This window comes from Cupriavidus gilardii (genome assembly GCF_013347325.1).
Lineage (GTDB): Bacteria > Pseudomonadota > Gammaproteobacteria > Burkholderiales > Burkholderiaceae > Cupriavidus > Cupriavidus gilardii.
Genome location: NZ_CP054626.1, coordinates 1706312 through 1722363 on the forward strand (window position 1 = coordinate 1706312; position 16052 = coordinate 1722363).

At 67.1% G+C, this 16052-nt stretch carries 11 protein-coding genes and 2 tRNA genes; 6 read left to right on the plus strand and 7 right to left on the minus strand.

Annotation, left to right across the window (positions count from 1 at the left end):
* The first annotated feature begins 53 nt into the window (after positions 1 to 53).
* The 5 genes from FOB47_RS18000 to pgi all read left to right on the plus strand — a co-directional run bounded on the left by FOB47_RS18000 (position 54) and on the right by pgi (position 7003).
* On the plus strand, positions 54 to 1352 hold the full coding sequence (locus tag FOB47_RS18000) for a TRAP transporter large permease (protein WP_053821919.1): 1299 nt from the start codon (positions 54 to 56) through the stop codon (positions 1350 to 1352).
* Positions 1353 to 1358: 6 nt separating this feature from the next.
* Positions 1359 to 2633, plus strand: a complete 1275-nt coding sequence (locus FOB47_RS18005; RefSeq protein ID WP_174781746.1) for a D-amino acid dehydrogenase — start codon at positions 1359 to 1361, stop codon at positions 2631 to 2633.
* A 33-nt stretch (positions 2634 to 2666) separates the two neighbouring features.
* Positions 2667 to 4304: an NAD(P)H-hydrate dehydratase gene (locus FOB47_RS18010; RefSeq protein WP_174781747.1), complete on the plus strand. Its 1638-nt coding sequence runs from the start codon at positions 2667 to 2669 to the stop codon at positions 4302 to 4304.
* The gene (locus FOB47_RS18015; protein WP_174781748.1) at positions 4301 to 5245 is read left to right on the plus strand and encodes a DMT family transporter; all 945 of its coding nucleotides are present in this window, start codon (positions 4301 to 4303) and stop codon (positions 5243 to 5245) included. Before FOB47_RS18010 ends, FOB47_RS18015 begins: the two co-directional genes overlap by 4 nt.
* 108 nt (positions 5246 to 5353) lie before the next feature.
* Positions 5354 to 7003 carry a glucose-6-phosphate isomerase gene (gene pgi, locus FOB47_RS18020; protein WP_174781749.1) on the plus strand — a complete coding sequence of 550 codons (1650 nt, stop codon included), beginning with the start codon at positions 5354 to 5356 and terminating at the stop codon, positions 7001 to 7003.
* Positions 7004 to 7033: 30 nt separating this feature from the next.
* Here pgi and FOB47_RS18025 read toward each other — a convergent pair whose 3' ends face one another.
* Positions 7034 to 7732, minus strand: a complete 699-nt coding sequence (locus tag FOB47_RS18025) for an ABC transporter ATP-binding protein (RefSeq protein ID WP_053823111.1) — start codon at positions 7730 to 7732, stop codon at positions 7034 to 7036.
* On the opposite strand from FOB47_RS18025, the gene FOB47_RS18030 reads away from it, so the two are divergent.
* Positions 7731 to 8438 (plus strand): arylesterase, encoded by a 708-nt coding sequence (locus tag FOB47_RS18030; protein WP_023263541.1) that lies wholly within the window; start codon positions 7731 to 7733, stop codon positions 8436 to 8438. The genes FOB47_RS18025 and FOB47_RS18030 overlap by 2 nt on opposite strands.
* A gap of 135 nt (positions 8439 to 8573) precedes the next feature.
* Here the strand turns inward: FOB47_RS18030 and FOB47_RS18035 are convergent, their stop codons facing one another.
* From FOB47_RS18035 to clpP, 6 genes are all read right to left on the minus strand, one after another.
* Positions 8574 to 10508: a SurA N-terminal domain-containing protein gene (locus tag FOB47_RS18035; protein WP_174781750.1), complete on the minus strand. Its 1935-nt coding sequence runs from the start codon at positions 10506 to 10508 to the stop codon at positions 8574 to 8576.
* 184 nt (positions 10509 to 10692) lie between these two features.
* Positions 10693 to 10769: transfer RNA gene (locus FOB47_RS18040), tRNA-Asp, on the minus strand.
* 69 nt (positions 10770 to 10838) lie between these two features.
* A tRNA-Val gene (locus FOB47_RS18045) sits at positions 10839 to 10914 on the minus strand.
* Positions 10915 to 11164: 250 nt separating this feature from the next.
* Entirely contained in the window at positions 11165 to 13579 is a 2415-nt protein-coding gene (lon, locus tag FOB47_RS18050) for an endopeptidase La (protein ID WP_053821926.1), read from the minus strand.
* A 243-nt stretch (positions 13580 to 13822) separates the two neighbouring features.
* Positions 13823 to 15097: an ATP-dependent Clp protease ATP-binding subunit ClpX gene (gene clpX, locus FOB47_RS18055; RefSeq protein WP_006575958.1), complete on the minus strand. Its 1275-nt coding sequence runs from the start codon at positions 15095 to 15097 to the stop codon at positions 13823 to 13825.
* A gap of 233 nt (positions 15098 to 15330) precedes the next feature.
* Positions 15331 to 15981 (minus strand): ATP-dependent Clp endopeptidase proteolytic subunit ClpP, encoded by a 651-nt coding sequence (gene clpP, locus FOB47_RS18060; protein ID WP_053821927.1) that lies wholly within the window; start codon positions 15979 to 15981, stop codon positions 15331 to 15333.
* Positions 15982 to 16052: the final 71 nt, after the last annotated feature.

Sequence of the window (16052 nt, forward strand, 5' to 3'; positions counted from 1 at the left end):
TCGCACCAGCCGGCCATCTCGACTGAACGGCATCCCCACAGGAACGCAACAACATGGATCTCTGGATCACCCTCTTCCTGATCGTCGCGATCTTCGCCGTGCTCGGCGCCGGCGTCTGGATCGGCATCGCGATTCTCGGCGTCGGATGGATAGCGATGGAGCTGTTCACCAACAAGGTCGGCGGCGAATCGATGGCGCTGACGGTCTGGGGCTCGCTGTCAAGCTGGACGCTGACGGCGCTGCCCCTGTTCATCTGGATGGGCGAGATCCTGCTCAAGACCAAGCTGTCCGAAGGCATGTTCCGCGGGCTGGCACCCTGGCTGCAGCGCCTGCCGGGCCGGCTGCTGCATGTCAACGTGATCGGCTGCACGATCTTCGCGGCGGTGTCGGGCTCGAGCGCCGCCACCTGCGCGACGATCGGCAAGATTTCGCTGCCGGAACTGGCCAAGCGCGGCTATCCCGATTCGATGGCGATCGGCTCGCTGGCCGGCGCCGGCACGCTCGGGCTGCTGATTCCGCCGTCGATCATCATGATCGTCTATGGCGTCACCGCCGACGTGTCGATCGGCAAGCTGTTCATCGGCGGGGTGCTGCCGGGGCTGATGCTGGCGCTGCTGTTCATGGGCTATGTCGCGGTCTGGGGCTGGCGCCATCGCGACGCGATCCCGGTGCCCGAGCATCGCCTGGACCTGCACGCCAAGCTGGCCGAATCGCGCCACCTGATTCCGGTGGTGCTGCTGATCGGCGCAGTGCTGGGCTCGATCTACGCCGGCATCGCCACCGCGACCGAGGCGGCGGCGCTCGGCGTCGTCGGGGCGCTGCTGCTGGCGCTGGCGCAGCGCACCTTGACCTGGCAGACCTTCCGCGATTCGCTGATGTCGGCCACCCGGCTGTACTGCATGATCGCGCTGATCCTGGCGGGCTCGTCGTTCCTGACGCTGGCGATGGGCTTCATCGGCCTGCCGCGCCATCTTGCCGAATGGATCGTCGGCCTGAACCTGACGCCGTTCCTGCTGATCGTCGCGCTGATGGTGTTCTTCATCATCCTCGGCTGCTTCCTCGACGGCATCTCGATGGTGGTGCTGACGATGTCGGTGCTGCTGCCGACGATCCAGGCAGTCGGCATCGACCTGCTGTGGTTCGGCATCTTTGTCGTGCTGGTGGTCGAGATGGCGCAGATCACGCCGCCGGTCGGCTTCAACCTGTTCGTGCTGCAAGGGATGACCCGGCGCAATATCAGCTATATCGCCTGGGCCGCCTTCCCCTTCTTCGTGCTGATGGTGGTGGCGGTGCTGCTGATCTGGGCCTTCCCCGGCCTGGTGACCTATCTGCCCGCGCAGATGAAGATGTAAGTCCCCATGCGCGCCATCGTGATCGGGGCCGGCGTGATCGGCGTGTGCTCGGCCTGGTATCTGCGCGAGGCCGGATTCGAGGTCACCGTGCTGGACCGGCGCGCCTCTCCGGCCCAGGAGACCAGCTTCGGCAACGCCGGCGTCATCGCGCCCGGCTATGTGACACCGTGGGCCGCGCCCGGAATGCCGGCCAAGGTGCTGCGCACCCTGTTCGCCAGTACCTCGCCGGTGGTGTTCCGGCCCAGCGCGGACCCGGCGATGTGGCGCTGGATCGCGCGCTGGCTCGGCGAATGCCGGCTCGAGCGCTACCGCATCAACAAGCTGCGCATGCAGCGGCTGGCCTTCTACAGCCGCGCGTGCCTGCACCAGTTGCGCGACCAGCTGCAGATCGACTACGAGCAGTCGCAGGGCTATCTGCAGCTGTTCAGGACCGAGCGCGACCTTGAGATGGCCCAGCCCGCGCTGGCGCTGCTGCGCGAGAACGCCGTACCCCATCGGCTGGTCGATGCGGCCGAATGCCGCCGGCTCGAGCCCGGGCTGGCTCCGGACACCGCGCTGGCCGGCGGGCTGCATCTGCCCGAGGACGAATCGGGCAATTGCCCGATGTTCACGCGCCGGCTGCGGCAGTTCGCTGAGGCGGCCGGTGTGCGGTTTCAGATGGACACCACCGTTCACGGCATCGGCGCGCCTGGCGACGGCGTGCTGTCGGTGTCCGTGCGGTGCCAGGGAGGGGACTCGATCCTGCGCGCGCCACATGTCGTGGTTGCCGCCGGTGTCGCCAGTGCCGCGCTGCTGCGCCCGCTCGGCCTGCGCGTGCCGCTCTATCCGGTCAAGGGCTATTCGGCGACGGTGCCGGTGCGCGATGCCCTGCAGGCCCCGCTGGCCGCGCTGATGGACGAGTCGTACAAGGTCGCGATCACCCGCATGGGCAATCGCATTCGGCTGGCCGGCACCGCCGAGCTGGGCTCGCGCAAGCTGGACCTGCGCCAGGCCGCGGTGCGCACGCTGCTGAAGGTCGGCCGCGACTGGTTCCCGGGCGCGGCCAACTACGCCGAAGCGTCGCTGTGGACCGGTGCCCGGCCGATGCTGCCGGACGGCCCGCCGCTGATCGGCGCCACCGCCGTGCCGGGGCTGTTCCTCAATCTCGGCCATGGTTCCACCGGCTGGGCGATGGCCTGCGGCTCGGGCAAGCTGCTCGCGGCGCAGGTGTCCGGCGCGCCGGCCGAGATCGACCTGGAAGGCCTGACGCCGGACCGCTACGGCCTGGGCCCGCGGCGATGAGCCGTTTGCCGGCGGCGCTGCGATAATGCGCCGATGACGCCCTTCTCCTCTCCCGCCGTTGCCGGGACGGCCGCCGAGGCCGCGGACTGGTTGCGCTTCGATCCGCTCAGCGCCACGTCCATTCCGTTGTTCGACAGCGCCGCGATCCGCCGGCTCGAACAGGCGGCCTACGCCACCCTGTCGCCGTTCACGCTGATGGCCCGTGCCGGGGCTGCCGCTGCCGCCTGGCTGAGCGCCCATGCACCGGCCGGACCGCTGCTGTTGCTGGCGGGCCCCGGCAATAACGGCGGCGACGCGCTGGTCGCGGCGACACACCTGCATCAGGCCGGCCGCGAGGTGCAGGCATGGCTGCTGGCCGATCCCGCACGCCTGCCCGCCGATGCCGCACGCGCGTGGCAGCAGGCAAACGATGCCGGCGTGCCGCTGCAGGTGCTGGTGCCCGATGCCGCCTCGCCGCAATCCGCCCCGCCCTGGCCCGCGGCGGCGCCGCGTTTTGCCGCGGTGGTCGACGGCCTGCTCGGTATCGGGCTGAACCGTCCCGCCAGCGGCGCGCTCGCCGAATGGATCGCGCGGCTGTGCGCACTGGCCGAAGACGGGGTGCCGGTGTTCGCGCTCGATGTGCCGAGCGGCCTGTCGGCCGATACCGGCGCCGGTACGCCCGCGGTGCGTGCAACCCGGACGTTGACCTTCATCGCCGCGAAGCCGGGCCTGCTGACGCTGGACGGCCGCGACTGTGCCGGCGAACTCGATATCGCGCCGCTCGGCCTCGACTATCCGCCGCAAGATGCAGGGGCGGCGGCCCGGGCCGTCTGGGCCAATACGCCGGCGCGCTTCGCCGCCGCGCTGCCAGGCCGACGACATGCGAGCCACAAGGGCAGCTTCGGCACGCTGGCGGTGATCGGCGGCAGCATCGGCATGGTCGGCGCGCCGTTGCTCGGAGCCCGGGCCGCGCTGCATCTGGGCGCCGGGCGCGTGCATATCGGCTTTCTGGCCGACCCCGCGCCGCCGTTCGATCCGGCCCATCCCGAATTGATGCTGCATCCGGTCGACCGGCTGCGGCTGCACGAGATGTCGGCGCTGGTGGCCGGCCCGGGCATGGGTACCGGCGAGGACGCCGGCCGATGGCTCGAGACGGCGCTGCGTGCGGATACGCCAGCCGTGCTCGACGCCGATGCACTGAATCTGCTGGCGGCCGACGCGGCATTGGCGGCGCTGGCGAAGGCCGGCACCGCGCCGCGCGTACTGACGCCGCACCCGCTCGAAGCGGCGCGGCTGATGGGCTGCACCGTGGCGGAGATCCAGCGCGATCGACTCGGCGCGGCGCGTGCGCTGGCTGCACAGTGGCAGGCGGTGGTTGTGCTGAAGGGCTCGGGTACCGTGATCGCGGGTGGAGACGAGAACGCGATCGCCATCAATCCGACCGGCAATGCGGGCCTGGCCACCGCCGGCACCGGCGACGTGCTGGCCGGCATGATCGGCGCGCTGCTGGCACAGGGCATGGCGGCCGAGCCCGCGGCGCTGGCCGCGGTCTGGCTGCATGGCCGCGCGGCCGATCGCCTGGTGGCGGGCGGCGAAGGCCCGGCCGGGCTGACGGCCGGCGAATTGCCCCGGGCCGCGCGGCATGAACTCAATGCATTGAACCGGCTGAACAACCCGGGCACGAGGCGATGAGCGGCGCGATCCCGGTACCGAGCGCGGCGCCGAGCCGTCGGCAGCTGTTGACCGGCATCGCGTTGCTGGTACTCGGCCAATGGATCCTGACGCTGCTCGACGCGACCGGCAAGACGCTAACCCAGCAGGGCCTGCCGATCATGGCGGTCGCGTGGGTGCGCTACGTCGGCCATGTGGTCGCCATCTTTCTGCTGCTCGGTCCGGCGCGCTTCCGGGCCCAGGTCCGCACCGGCCAGCCGCGGCTGCAATGGGTACGCGGCGCCCTGATGCTGGCCTCGACGCTGGTGTTCTTTTCGGTGCTCAAGCTGATGCCGCTGGCGACCGCCACCGCGCTGAACTTCTGCGCGCCGCTGTTCGTGGTCGCGCTGTCGCCGTGGCTGCTCGGCGAACGGCCGGGGCGCAACGCCCGCCTGATGCGCTGGAGCGGCGTGCTGATCGGCTTTGCCGGCATGCTGGTGGTGGTGCGCCCCGGCGGCGAGCTGACGCCGGGCGGCGTGGCGCTCGGTCTCACGTCGGCATTGCTGTTTGCGCTGCTGCAAATGCTGACGCGGCGCATGGCGGCCCACGATGCGCCGATGACCACGCTGATCTGGAGCGGCATCACCGGCGCCGCGCTGACGACGCTGCTGGTGCCCTTCTTCTGGTTTGCCGCCATGCCGACGCCGCTGCAATGCGCGCTGCTGCTGTCGGCCGGCATCACCGGGTCGCTCGGCCACTACTTCGTGATCCGCGCCTTCCAGTACGCCGACGCCTCGTTCCTGAGCCCCTTCCTCTATCTGCAGATCATCTCGGCCACCACGGTCGGCTTCCTCGCCTTCGGCCAGTTGCCGGACTGGACCACGGCGCTGGGGATTGCGGTGATCTGCGCCGGCGGCCTGTGGGTCGCGGGCGGCGAATCGGCCTTGCGGCTGGTGGCGAGGAGCCTCGGCGGAACGCGCTGATTGCGGCGTTGTCTGACAGTTTTCGCCGAATGTGCACGCTATACTCGGCACGTTCCGCGTCTTCGCGCTCGTACTATCCGCTCGACTCTTTTCCGCCCGTATTTCGCAATGCCCACTGACCTTCCCGCCTGGCAACGTCTGCAGCAGCACTACCAAGCGATCCGCGACCAGCGGATGCGCGACTGGTTTGCCGCGCCCGACGCCGGCGAGCGGGTCGACCGGTTCTCGCTGGAAGCGGCCGGCCTGTTCCTGGACTACTCGAAGAACCGCATCGTGCCGGAGACGATGGACCTGCTGGTCCAATTGGCCGAAGAGGCCGGCGTACCCGCGCAGCGCGATGCCATGTTCGCTGGCGCACATATCAACGCGACCGAGGATCGCGCGGCGCTGCATATGGCGCTGCGCGCCGCGCCGGACGCCCCGTTTCAGGTCGATGGCAAGTCGGTGATGCCGGCAGTGCACGATGTGCTCTCGCGCATGCGGGACTTCTCGCAGCGCGTGCGCAGGGGCCAATGGACGGGCCATGGCGGCAAGACCATCACCGACGTGGTCAACCTCGGCATCGGCGGCTCGGATCTCGGGCCGCGCATGGTGTGCAGGGCGCTCGCGCACCTTGCGGGCGATGGCGGGGGCGGCGCCGCGTCCGGGCCGCGCGTGCATTTCGTCTCCAATGTCGACGGCACCGAACTGGCCGAGACGCTGGCGCGGCTCGATCCCGAACGCACGCTGGTGATCGTCTGCTCGAAGACCTTCACCACGCTGGAGACGATGGCGAACGCCAACAGCACGCGCCAATGGTTCATCGAGCGCGGCGTGCCGGAGAGCGGACTGGCGCGCCATTTCGTCGCGGTGTCGACCAATCTCGAGGCGGTACGCGCCTTCGGCATCGATCCGGCCAATATGTTCGAGTTCTGGGACTGGATCGGCGGACGCTTCTCGCTGTGGTCCTCGGTCGGGCTGTCGATCACGCTGGCGCTCGGCTTCGAAGCCTTCGCGGAACTGCTGGCCGGCGGCCGCGAGATGGACGAGCACTTCCGCACCGCACCGCTGGCGCGCAACATGCCGGTGATCCTCGGCCTGCTGGGGGTCTGGTACCGCAATGTGTTCGGCCTGCCGACCAGCTGCATGGCGCCCTATTCGACCTCGCTGGAGCTGTTCCCCGCCTTCCTGCAGCAGCTGGAGATGGAGAGCAACGGCAAGTCGGTGCAGCGCGATGGGTGGCCGGTGCGCGTGGACACCGCGCCGGTGGTCTGGGGGACGGCCGGCACCAACGGCCAGCACGCGTATTTCCAGCTGATCCACCAGGGCTCGCAGATCGTGCCGGTCGATTTCGTCGCACCGCTGTCCGCGCCGCGTACGCTGCCGGGCCATCATGCCAAGCTGCTGGCCAACTGCTTTGCGCAGGCCGAAGCGCTGATGCGCGGGCGGACCGAGGAAGAACTGCGCGCGGCCGGCATCGTCGAGCCCGAACGCATCGCGCATATGCGCTTCGCGGGCAATCGGCCGAGCAATATGCTGTTGATCGACGGCATCACGCCGCGCGCGCTGGGTGCGCTGATCGCGCTGTACGAGCACCGCACCTTCGTGATGGGCGCGATCTGGAATATCAACTCGTTCGACCAGTGGGGCGTCGAACTGGGCAAGCTGCTGGCGCGGCCGATCGAGGCCGAGCTGAACGGACGCGCCGAGGGGCCGCACGATCCGTCCACCAGCGCGCTGATTGCGCGCGCGCGAGGCGCGCTGGCCCGGGGAGGCTGAGGGCCTGCCCTTGCCCTCGATTTCGCGTTCTCAGACTTCCGCGCCCATCCACTCGTCGCTGGCGACCTTGCCTGCCTCGATCGTCAGGATGCGCCCGCAGCGGGCCGCCACCGAGCGGTCGTGCGTGACCAGCACCAGCGTCGAGCCGGCGTCGCGATTCAGTTCGAACATCAGCGCGATCACCGCTTCGCCGGTCGCCGTATCGAGGCTGCCGGTCGGCTCGTCGGCGAACAGGATGTCGGGCCGCGTGACAAAGGCACGGGCCAGTGCGACGCGCTGCTGTTCGCCGCCCGACAACGTGCGCGGATAGTGCGACAGCCGCGCGCCAAGGCCGACCCGCTCCAGCATCGCCTTGGCGCGCTCGCGCACGCCGTCGGTCTCGCCGCGCAGCTCCAGCGGCAACATCACGTTCTCCAACGCGGTCAGATGCCCGACCAGCTGGAAGGACTGGAACACGAAGCCGACATGACGGCCGCGCAGCGCGGCGCGCTGATCCTCGTCGAGCGCGAACAGGTCGTGGCCGTGCAGCGACACGGTGCCACGGCTGGGCAGGTCGAGCCCGGCCATCAGTCCGAGCAGCGTCGACTTGCCCGACCCGGAGGCCCCGACGATGGCCAGCGTTTCGCCGGGCGTGACGGAAAAGGACACGTCGTGCAGAATCGTCAGCGAACCGGTCGCGTCCGTCACGGTCTTTCCCAAGGATTCGACAGCAAGAATGGATGAGGACATGAGCAAGGGTTTCCGGAACGGTTTCTGGCGGGACATCGGTGGACGCTGGCGCGCCCTGGTGCTGGGCGGGCTGCTGGCGCTGGCAGCGATGCCCGCGCTGGCGCAACGCGCGCCGACGATCCTGGTGCTTGGCGACAGCCTGTCGGCGGAGTACGGCATCGCGCGCGGCGCGGGGTGGGTCAAGTTATTGGAAGACCGCCTGCGCGCGGAGAGGTTCGATTATAGCGTCGTCAATGCAAGCATCAGCGGCGAGACCACGGTCGGCGGCAAGACCCGCCTGCCCGATCTGCTGTCCCGGCACCGGCCCGCCGTCGTGGTCGTCGAGCTCGGCGCCAACGACGCGCTGCGCGGCCTGCCGCTGCAGAGCACCGAGGCCAATCTGCGCCAGATCGTCACCAGCGCCAAGGCCGCCAAGGCCAATGTGCTGCTGATCGGCATGCGGATTCCGCCGAACTACGGGCCCGACTACACCGAGCGCTTCTTCGCGCTGTATCCGAAGCTGGCCAAGGAATACCAGCTGCCGCTGGTGCCTTTCCTGCTCGACAAGGTGGTGACGCGGCCGGACTGGTTCCAGGACGATCGCATCCATCCGACCGCGCAGGCCCAGCCGGCGCTGCTCGACACCGTGTGGCCGCAGCTCGAGCCGCTGCTCAAGCGCCAGCGGCGCAGCGCGGAGGAAGGCAAGGCGCAGCAACGGCGCGGGTGAACGCCGGCCCGGCGGCATCGGTCGCCGGCGCATGACACCGGCGCATGACAAAGCAAAAGGGGCCCCGCGGGGCCCCTTCTTCATCGCTGCCGGACGGACCCGTGCGGCCGGTCCCGTCCATCGCGTCGATCGCGGTCAGCCTGCCGGCTGCGATTCCGCCGGCGCCGCGGGCTTGAGCACCTCGACGTCCGAACGCGCCTTCAGGCTCTCGAAGAACGCTTCGAGCTCGCTCTGGCCGGCCAGTTGCGACAGCTGCTGCGCGTCGGCCTGGCGTTGCGCCGGATTGGCCTGCGCCGGTTGCGAGACCTTGGCGATGCGATAGATCGCATAGCCCTGCGCGCCCAGATCGACGCCGACCATCGCCGGCAGCTTCGACGCATCGGCGCGCATCACGGCCTCGACTGCCTTCGGCGCGAGACCGGCCGGCTGCTGGCGCGATACCGTGACGGCGGCGCCGAACCCATCGGCCGAACCGCTCTGCTTCAGTTTGGCCAGCTGCGCTTCGCCGTCCTTGCGCGCCAGTTCGGCGGCCTGTTCGGCCACGTACTTCGCGCGGACCTGATCGCGCACTGCATCGAACGGACGCACCGACGCCGGGCGGTACTCAACCACACGGCCGGCGACCAGCGTTTCCGGACCGACCTGGATTGCTTCGGTATTGCGCTTGTTCTTGATCGCGTCGTCGCTGAACAGCGCGGTCAGCACCTTCTCGTTGTTCAGCGGATTGTTCGCGCCCAGCGCCGGGTTCGGCGCGCGGGTCACGTTGTCGGCAGTCTGGATCGTCAGCTTGAACTTGTCGGCGGCCGGCTTCAGGCTGTCCGACTGCTCGTAGACGGTATTGCCGAAGGCATCAGCCTGCTCGGTGAACTGCTTGGCGGCGAGCTGCTTGCGCAGTTCGGCCTCGAGCTCCGCCTTGACTGCCTCGAGCGGACGCGTCTCCGACGGCTTGACCTCGGTCACCTTGATGATGTGATAGCCGTAGTCGGTCTCGACCACATCGCTGAGCTGGTTCGGCTGCAGCGCGTACATCGCGTCCTCGAACGGCTTGACCAGCGCGCCGCGACCCATGAAACCCAGATCGCCGCCCTTCTCCGCCGAGCCCGGATCCTGCGACTGCTTGCGCGCGACATCGGCGAAGGTGTCCGGCTGCTTGCGCAGTTCTTCGAGCAGCCTGGTGGCCTTGTCCTTGGCGGCCTGGCGCTCGGCGGCGGGCGCGTCCTTCGGCGCCGCGATCAGGATATGGCTGGCGCGGCGCTGCTCATCGGTACGGAAGCGCGCGATATTGCTGTCGTAGTAGGACTTCAGCTGCTCGGGCGTGATGCTGATGCCCGCGGCCAGCGCATCGGCCGACAGCACCAGGTATTCGACCTTGGCCTGCTCGGGCACACTGAAGGCCTGGCGATGCTTGTCGTAGTACGCCTTCAGCGCGGCGTCGTCGGCCGACACCTTGGCGGCGTAGTCGCTGGCCTTCAGCAGCAGCGGCTGGACCTCGCGCTGCTGGTCGCGCACGGCGATCAGGCGGTCCAGCAACGACTTCGGCATGAACGCGGTCGCACCGATCGACTGGCCGAGCTGCTGCGTCGCCAGGTCGAAACGCATGCGCGCGTCGAACTGTTCGGGCGTCATGCCCTGCGACGCCAGCAGTTCGAGATAGGCCTTGTCCTCGACCCGCCCGTCCGCCTTCTTCGGCAGCTGCGCGATCGCGGGAATGCTGACGATCGCCTCGTACAGCCGCTCGTTCGACACGGTCAGATGCTCGCGATTGACCTCGTTGGCAACCACGCGCTGCAGGATCAGCTGGTCCAGCACCGCCTTGCGCGCTTCCGGACCTTCGAACTGGCGCGGATCGTAGGCAGCGCCCAGTACCTGCCGCATCCGCTCGGACTGCTCGCGCAGCACGTTGTCGACTTCCTGTTGGGTGATGGCGCGGCCATCGACCTTGGCGGCGTCGTGCGAGCTGTCCATGAAGCGCGAATAGCTTTCCACGCCGAAGAACACGAACGACGGAAACACCAGCACCAGCAGCAGCAAAAGCATCAGGCGCCGGTTGTTGCGAACGAAATCAAGCATGCTGACTCGGGATCAAGTTGGGACGGAGGTCAAACTCCGCGATTCTAGCAGGCTGCGCGGGGCCGCCCGGTGGATGTGGCGTCGGCGGCCGCTAAGGGTGGGCTACAGGCCGGGCCTACAAATGAAAACAGCCGCATGGAGGCGGCTGATTCGGCCGGCCACCTGGCGGTGCCCGGATGCAATGTGGCGGAGTGGACGGGACTCGAACCCGCGACCCCCGGCGTGACAGGCCGGTATTCTAACCGACTGAACTACCACTCCGATGTCGGTCTCGCTGCCCGGCGACACGGCCTGATGACATCTGGCATGACGATCGGGCCATCGAGAGAGTGGTGGGTGCTGAGGGGATCGAACCCCCGACCTACGCCTTGTAAGGGCGCCGCTCTACCAGCTGAGCTAAGCACCCGCTCGATGTTGCCGCGATGTTGCCACCGGATGTTGCCACCAAGTGGCCGCAATGCCGCCAATCAGGCTGTATCGCCGCGCACGTATCAGCCGTCGACTGCCGTTTGCGCTGCGAGGCCGCAAGTGTAATACAGCGTCTTTGGCTTTGCCAAGCCGAACACCGCGCGGCGCGAAAAAAAACCGCAGGGCGAACCCTGCGGTCTTTGCGGTGCCGGCGGGCGGATCGCCCGGCCGGCGCGCGATCGGCACGATCAGTGGTGGATCATCTCGTGCGTGGCTGCCGCGCCCTTGTCCTTGACTTCGGCAGGGCTGGCGACCTCTTCCGGCAACGGCTCGGGCTTGCGCTCGAGCGCCATCTCCAACACCTTGTCGATCCAGCGCACCGGAACGATCTCGATGTTGTTCTTGACGTTGTCCGGAATGTCGGCGAGGTCCTTGACGTTCTCCTCGGGAATCAGCGCCAGCTTGATGCCACCGCGGTGGGCGGCCAGCAGCTTCTCCTTCAGACCGCCGATCGGCAGCACCTCGCCGCGCAGCGTGATCTCGCCGGTCATCGCCACGTCGGCACGCACCGGGATCCCGGTCAGCACCGACACCAGCGCCGTCGTCATCGCGATACCGGCGGACGGACCGTCCTTCGGCGTCGCGCCCTCGGGCACGTGGATGTGGATGTCCCGCTTCTCGAACATCTCGTCGGTGATGCCAAGCCGGCGGGCGCGCGAACGCACCACCGAACGCGCCGCCTCGACCGATTCCTTCATCACGTCGCCCAGCGAGCCGGTGCGGGTGATATTGCCCTTGCCCGGCATCAGCGCCGCTTCGATCGTCAGCAGATCGCCGCCTACCTCGGTCCACGCCAGACCGGTGACCTGGCCCACCTGGTTTTCCTTGCCGGCCAGGCCGAAGTCGTACTTGCGTACGCCGAGGAATTTGTCCAGGTTCTCCGAATCGACCTTGACCGTGCCGCTCTCCTTCTTTAGCAGCAGCATCTTGACGACCTTGCGGGCGATCTTCGACACCTCGCGTTCGAGCGAGCGCACGCCGGCTTCCCGGGTGTAGTAGCGGATGATGTCGCGGATCGCCGCTTCGGTGACCTCGATCTCACCCGGCTTCAGGCCGTTGTTGCGGATCTGCTTCGGCAGCAGATAGCGCTGGGTGATATTGACCTTCTCTTCCTCGGTGTAGCCGGACAGCCGGATCACTTCCATCCGGTCGAGCAGCGGCGGCGGAATGTTCAGCGAGTTCGAAGTCGCCACGAACATCACGTCCGACAGATCGAAGTCCACCTCGATGTAGTGGTCCTGGAACGTGTGGTTCTGTTCCGGGTCCAGCACCTCGAGCAGTGCCGACGACGGGTCGCCGCGGAAGTCCATGCCCATCTTGTCGATCTCGTCGAGCAGGAAGAGCGGATTGCGCACGCCGACCTTGGTCAGGCTCTGCAGGATCTTGCCGGGCATCGAACCGATGTAGGTACGGCGGTGACCGCGGATCTCGGCCTCGTCGCGCACGCCGCCCAGTGCCATGCGGACGAACTTGCGGTTCGTCGCACGCGCCACCGACTGGCCCAGCGAGGTCTTGCCGACCCCGGGCGGCCCGACCAGGCACAGGATCGGCGCCTTGACCTTGTCGACGCGCTGCTGCACGGCGAGGTATTCCAGGATCCGTTCCTTGACCTTCTCGAGACCATAGTGGTCTTCGTCCAGCACGCGCTCGGCGTTGGCCAGGTCGTTGTTGACCTTGCTCTTCTTGCGCCACGGCAGGTTGACCAGCGTGTCGATGTAGTTGCGCACGACCGTCGCCTCGGCGGACATCGGCGACATCAGCTTGAGCTTCTTGAACTCGGCCTCGGCCTTCTTCTTGGCCTCCTTCGGCATGCGGGCGGCCTTGATGCGCTTGTCGAGTTCCTCGAGATCCGCGCCCTCTTCACCTTCGCCCAGCTCCTTCTGGATGGCCTTGACCTGCTCGTTCAGGTAGTACTCGCGCTGGCTCTTTTCCATCTGCCGCTTGACGCGGCCGCGGATGCGCTTCTCGACCTGCAGGATGTCGATCTCGCCCTCGAGCTGCGACAGCAGGCTCTCCAGGCGCTCGGTCACATTGACCATCTCCAGGATCTTCTGCTTCTGCTCGAGCTTGATCGGCAGATGCGCGGCGATGGTATCGGCAAGGCGACCCGGCTCGTCGATGCCCGACAGCGAGGTCAGGATCTCCGGCGGGATCTTCTTGTTCAGCTTCACGTACTGGTCGAACTGCGACACGATCGCGCGGCGCAGCGCCTCGGTCTCGGCGCTCTCGCCCGGGCCCAGGGGCACGGGCACGGCCTCGCACATGAAGTGCGAGTCGTCCTCGCTCACTTCGCGGATATTCGCGCGCTGCGTGCCTTCGACCAGCACCTTCACGGTGCCGTCCGGCAGCTTCAGCATCTGCAGGATATTGGCGATGCAGCCGACCTCGTACAGGTCTTCGGCGGTGGGCTCATCCTTCGCCGCCGTTTTCTGGGCCACGAGCATGATGCTCTTGCCCGACTCCATCGCAGTTTCCAGCGCCTTGATGGACTTCGGGCGACCCACGAACAGCGGGATCACCATGTGCGGAAACACCACCACGTCGCGCAGCGGCAACAGTGGGAGGCGAATCGGCTCAGCCGGGAGGAGTTGTGTTCCAGACATCAGTTTCCCCAGTCAGTCATTTAAGGCGTAAATTGGGTCGCACGAACCGATTACAAGACAGCAATCACCGGTTCGCAGCATCAGTCAAATGACGGCCCCGACACTTGCGAATCCCGCGCAAACAGCATACCCGCGTTTCCTCCCGTTCGTTTGGCGAAATGAAGAAAAAAAGCCGCTCGCTTCTCGCGAACGGCCTGTCGGTTGGCTGCCGGCGGGGGATACGCCCTTGCGCCGGCGTTCGCGTCAGTTGGAGCCAGCCACCTTGGGCTGCTCCTCGTACATCAGCAAGGGGGGCGCATCGCCGGTGATCGTGCTTTCATCGATCACGACTTTTTGCACGCCCTTGTAATTCGGCAGGTCGTACATGACATCCATCAGCGATTGTTCGAGGATCGAACGCAAGCCGCGCGCACCCGTCTTGCGCTTGATGGCCTTGCGGGCAATCGCGGACAGGGCCGCCGGCCGGATCTCCAGTTCGACGCCTTCCATCGCCAGCAGTTTCTGATATTGCTTGACCAGCGCGTTCTTCGGCTCGATCAGGATCTGCACCAGGGCCGCCTCGTCCAGCTTGGACAGCGTCGCGACCACCGGCAGGCGGCCGATCAGCTCGGGGATCAGGCCGAACTTGATCAGATCCTCGGGCTCGGTCTGCGGCAGCACCTCGCTGACATCGCGCTCTTCCTTGCTCTGGACCTGGGCGCCGAAACCGATGCCGGTCTTGTCCGACCGCTGCATGATGACCTTCTCCAGTCCATCGAAGGCACCGCCGCAGATGAACAGGATGTTGGTGGTATCGACCTGCAGGAAGTCCTGGTTCGGATGCTTGCGCCCGCCTTGCGGCGGCACCGAGGCCATGGTGCCCTCGATCAGTTTCAGCAGCGCCTGCTGCACGCCCTCGCCCGACACGTCGCGCGTGATGGACGGGTTGTCCGACTTGCGCGAGATCTTGTCGATCTCGTCGATGTAGACGATACCGCGCTGGGCCTTCTCGACCTCGTAATTGCAGTTCTGCAGCAGCTTCTGGATGATGTTCTCGACGTCCTCGCCGACATAGCCGGCTTCGGTCAGCGTGGTCGCGTCGGCGATCACGAAGGGAACGTTGAGCAGGCGTGCCAGCGTCTGCGCGAGCAGTGTCTTGCCCGAACCGGTCGGGCCGATCAGCAGGATATTGCTCTTGGAGAGCTCGACATCGTCCTTCTTGCCGAGATGCTTGAGCCGCTTGTAGTGGTTGTAGACAGCCACGGCCAGAATCTTCTTGGCCTGCTCCTGGCCAATCACATACTGGTCCAGGCTTTCGCGGATCTCGTGCGGCGTCGGCAGATCCGACTTGGCCGCGGCCGGGGCGTCCTTGTCGGCGCCGGCGGCTTCATCGCGAATGATCTCGTTGCACAGGTCGATGCATTCGTCGCAGATGAACACCGACGGGCCGGCGATCAGCTTCTTGACCTCGTGCTGGCTTTTGCCGCAGAAGGAGCAATACAGAAGCTTCTCGCTGGATGAACCTTTTTTGTCCGCCATAGGAATCGTCACATTAGCAGGGGCGCGCCAGGGCGCAGAAAGGACCTTGGCGATACGCGTCAAACGCATCATACGCCAAAACCTTTAGGGCAGCGGGCGGAACCCCCAAGGTGTGGGGGCAAACACCACAAACGAGGCGCGGGGCCTCGTTTTGTGGTGTAGGCTTGGCCGTTTGAGGCCGGGCCGGGACTCGAAAAGCCGGCGCGCCCGAAAACCGGGCCGCCGCGTCCGGCTTAACCGCGGCGGGCGATCACCTTGTCGATCAGGCCGTAATCGACTGCCTGGTCGCCGCTCATGAAATTGTCCCGGTCGGTGTCGCGGGCAATTTTCTCGACCGGCTGGCCGGTCACGTCGGCCAGGATCGAATTCAGGCGTTCACGCAGATACAGAATCTCGCGCGCCTGGATCTCGATGTCCGAGGCCTGGCCACGCGCGCCGCCCAGCGGCTGGTGGATCATGATCCGCGAGTTGGGCAGCGCCAGGCGCTTGCCCTTGGCGCCGGCAGCCAGCAGGAATGCGCCCATGCTGGCGGCCATGCCCATGCACAGCGTCGACACGTCCGGCTTGATGAACTGCATCGTGTCGTACACCGCCAGACCGGCCGAAACCGAACCGCCCGGCGAGTTGATGTAGAGAAAGACATCCTTGTCGGGATTCTCGCTCTCCAGAAACAGCAGCTGCGCGATCACCAGATTGGCGGTCTGGTCGTTGACTTCGCCCACCATGAACACCAGGCGCTCCTTCAGCAGGCGCGAGTAGATGTCATAGGCGCGCTCGCCCCGACCGGACTGCTCGACCACCATCGGCACCAGCCCGAGGCCCATGGTCTCCAGCGCCGAGGCTTGCGTGGTGGCGAGACGATCGAGCAAATCATTGCGGGTCATGCAGAGTTCTCCAGGAATTCGGTGGCAGGCCAGTGGCCTCGGCAAAAGGCAAACAAGCCGCCCGAAGGCGG

Coding starts and splice junctions, on each gene's coding strand:
- FOB47_RS18005 (WP_174781746.1), top strand. CDS start 1,359: ATGCGCGCCATCGTGATCGGGGCCGGCGTGATCGGCGTGTGCTCGGCC.
- clpX (WP_006575958.1), bottom strand. CDS start 15,097: ATGGCGGACAAAAAAGGTTCATCCAGCGAGAAGCTTCTGTATTGCTCC.
- clpP (WP_053821927.1), bottom strand. CDS start 15,981: ATGACCCGCAATGATTTGCTCGATCGTCTCGCCACCACGCAAGCCTCG.
- FOB47_RS18030 (WP_023263541.1), top strand. CDS start 7,731: ATGAGCAAGGGTTTCCGGAACGGTTTCTGGCGGGACATCGGTGGACGC.
- pgi (WP_174781749.1), top strand. CDS start 5,354: ATGCCCACTGACCTTCCCGCCTGGCAACGTCTGCAGCAGCACTACCAA.
- FOB47_RS18000 (WP_053821919.1), top strand. CDS start 54: ATGGATCTCTGGATCACCCTCTTCCTGATCGTCGCGATCTTCGCCGTG.
- lon (WP_053821926.1), bottom strand. CDS start 13,579: ATGTCTGGAACACAACTCCTCCCGGCTGAGCCGATTCGCCTCCCACTG.
- FOB47_RS18035 (WP_174781750.1), bottom strand. CDS start 10,508: ATGCTTGATTTCGTTCGCAACAACCGGCGCCTGATGCTTTTGCTGCTG.
- FOB47_RS18010 (WP_174781747.1), top strand. CDS start 2,667: ATGACGCCCTTCTCCTCTCCCGCCGTTGCCGGGACGGCCGCCGAGGCC.
- FOB47_RS18025 (WP_053823111.1), bottom strand. CDS start 7,732: ATGTCCTCATCCATTCTTGCTGTCGAATCCTTGGGAAAGACCGTGACG.
- FOB47_RS18015 (WP_174781748.1), top strand. CDS start 4,301: ATGAGCGGCGCGATCCCGGTACCGAGCGCGGCGCCGAGCCGTCGGCAG.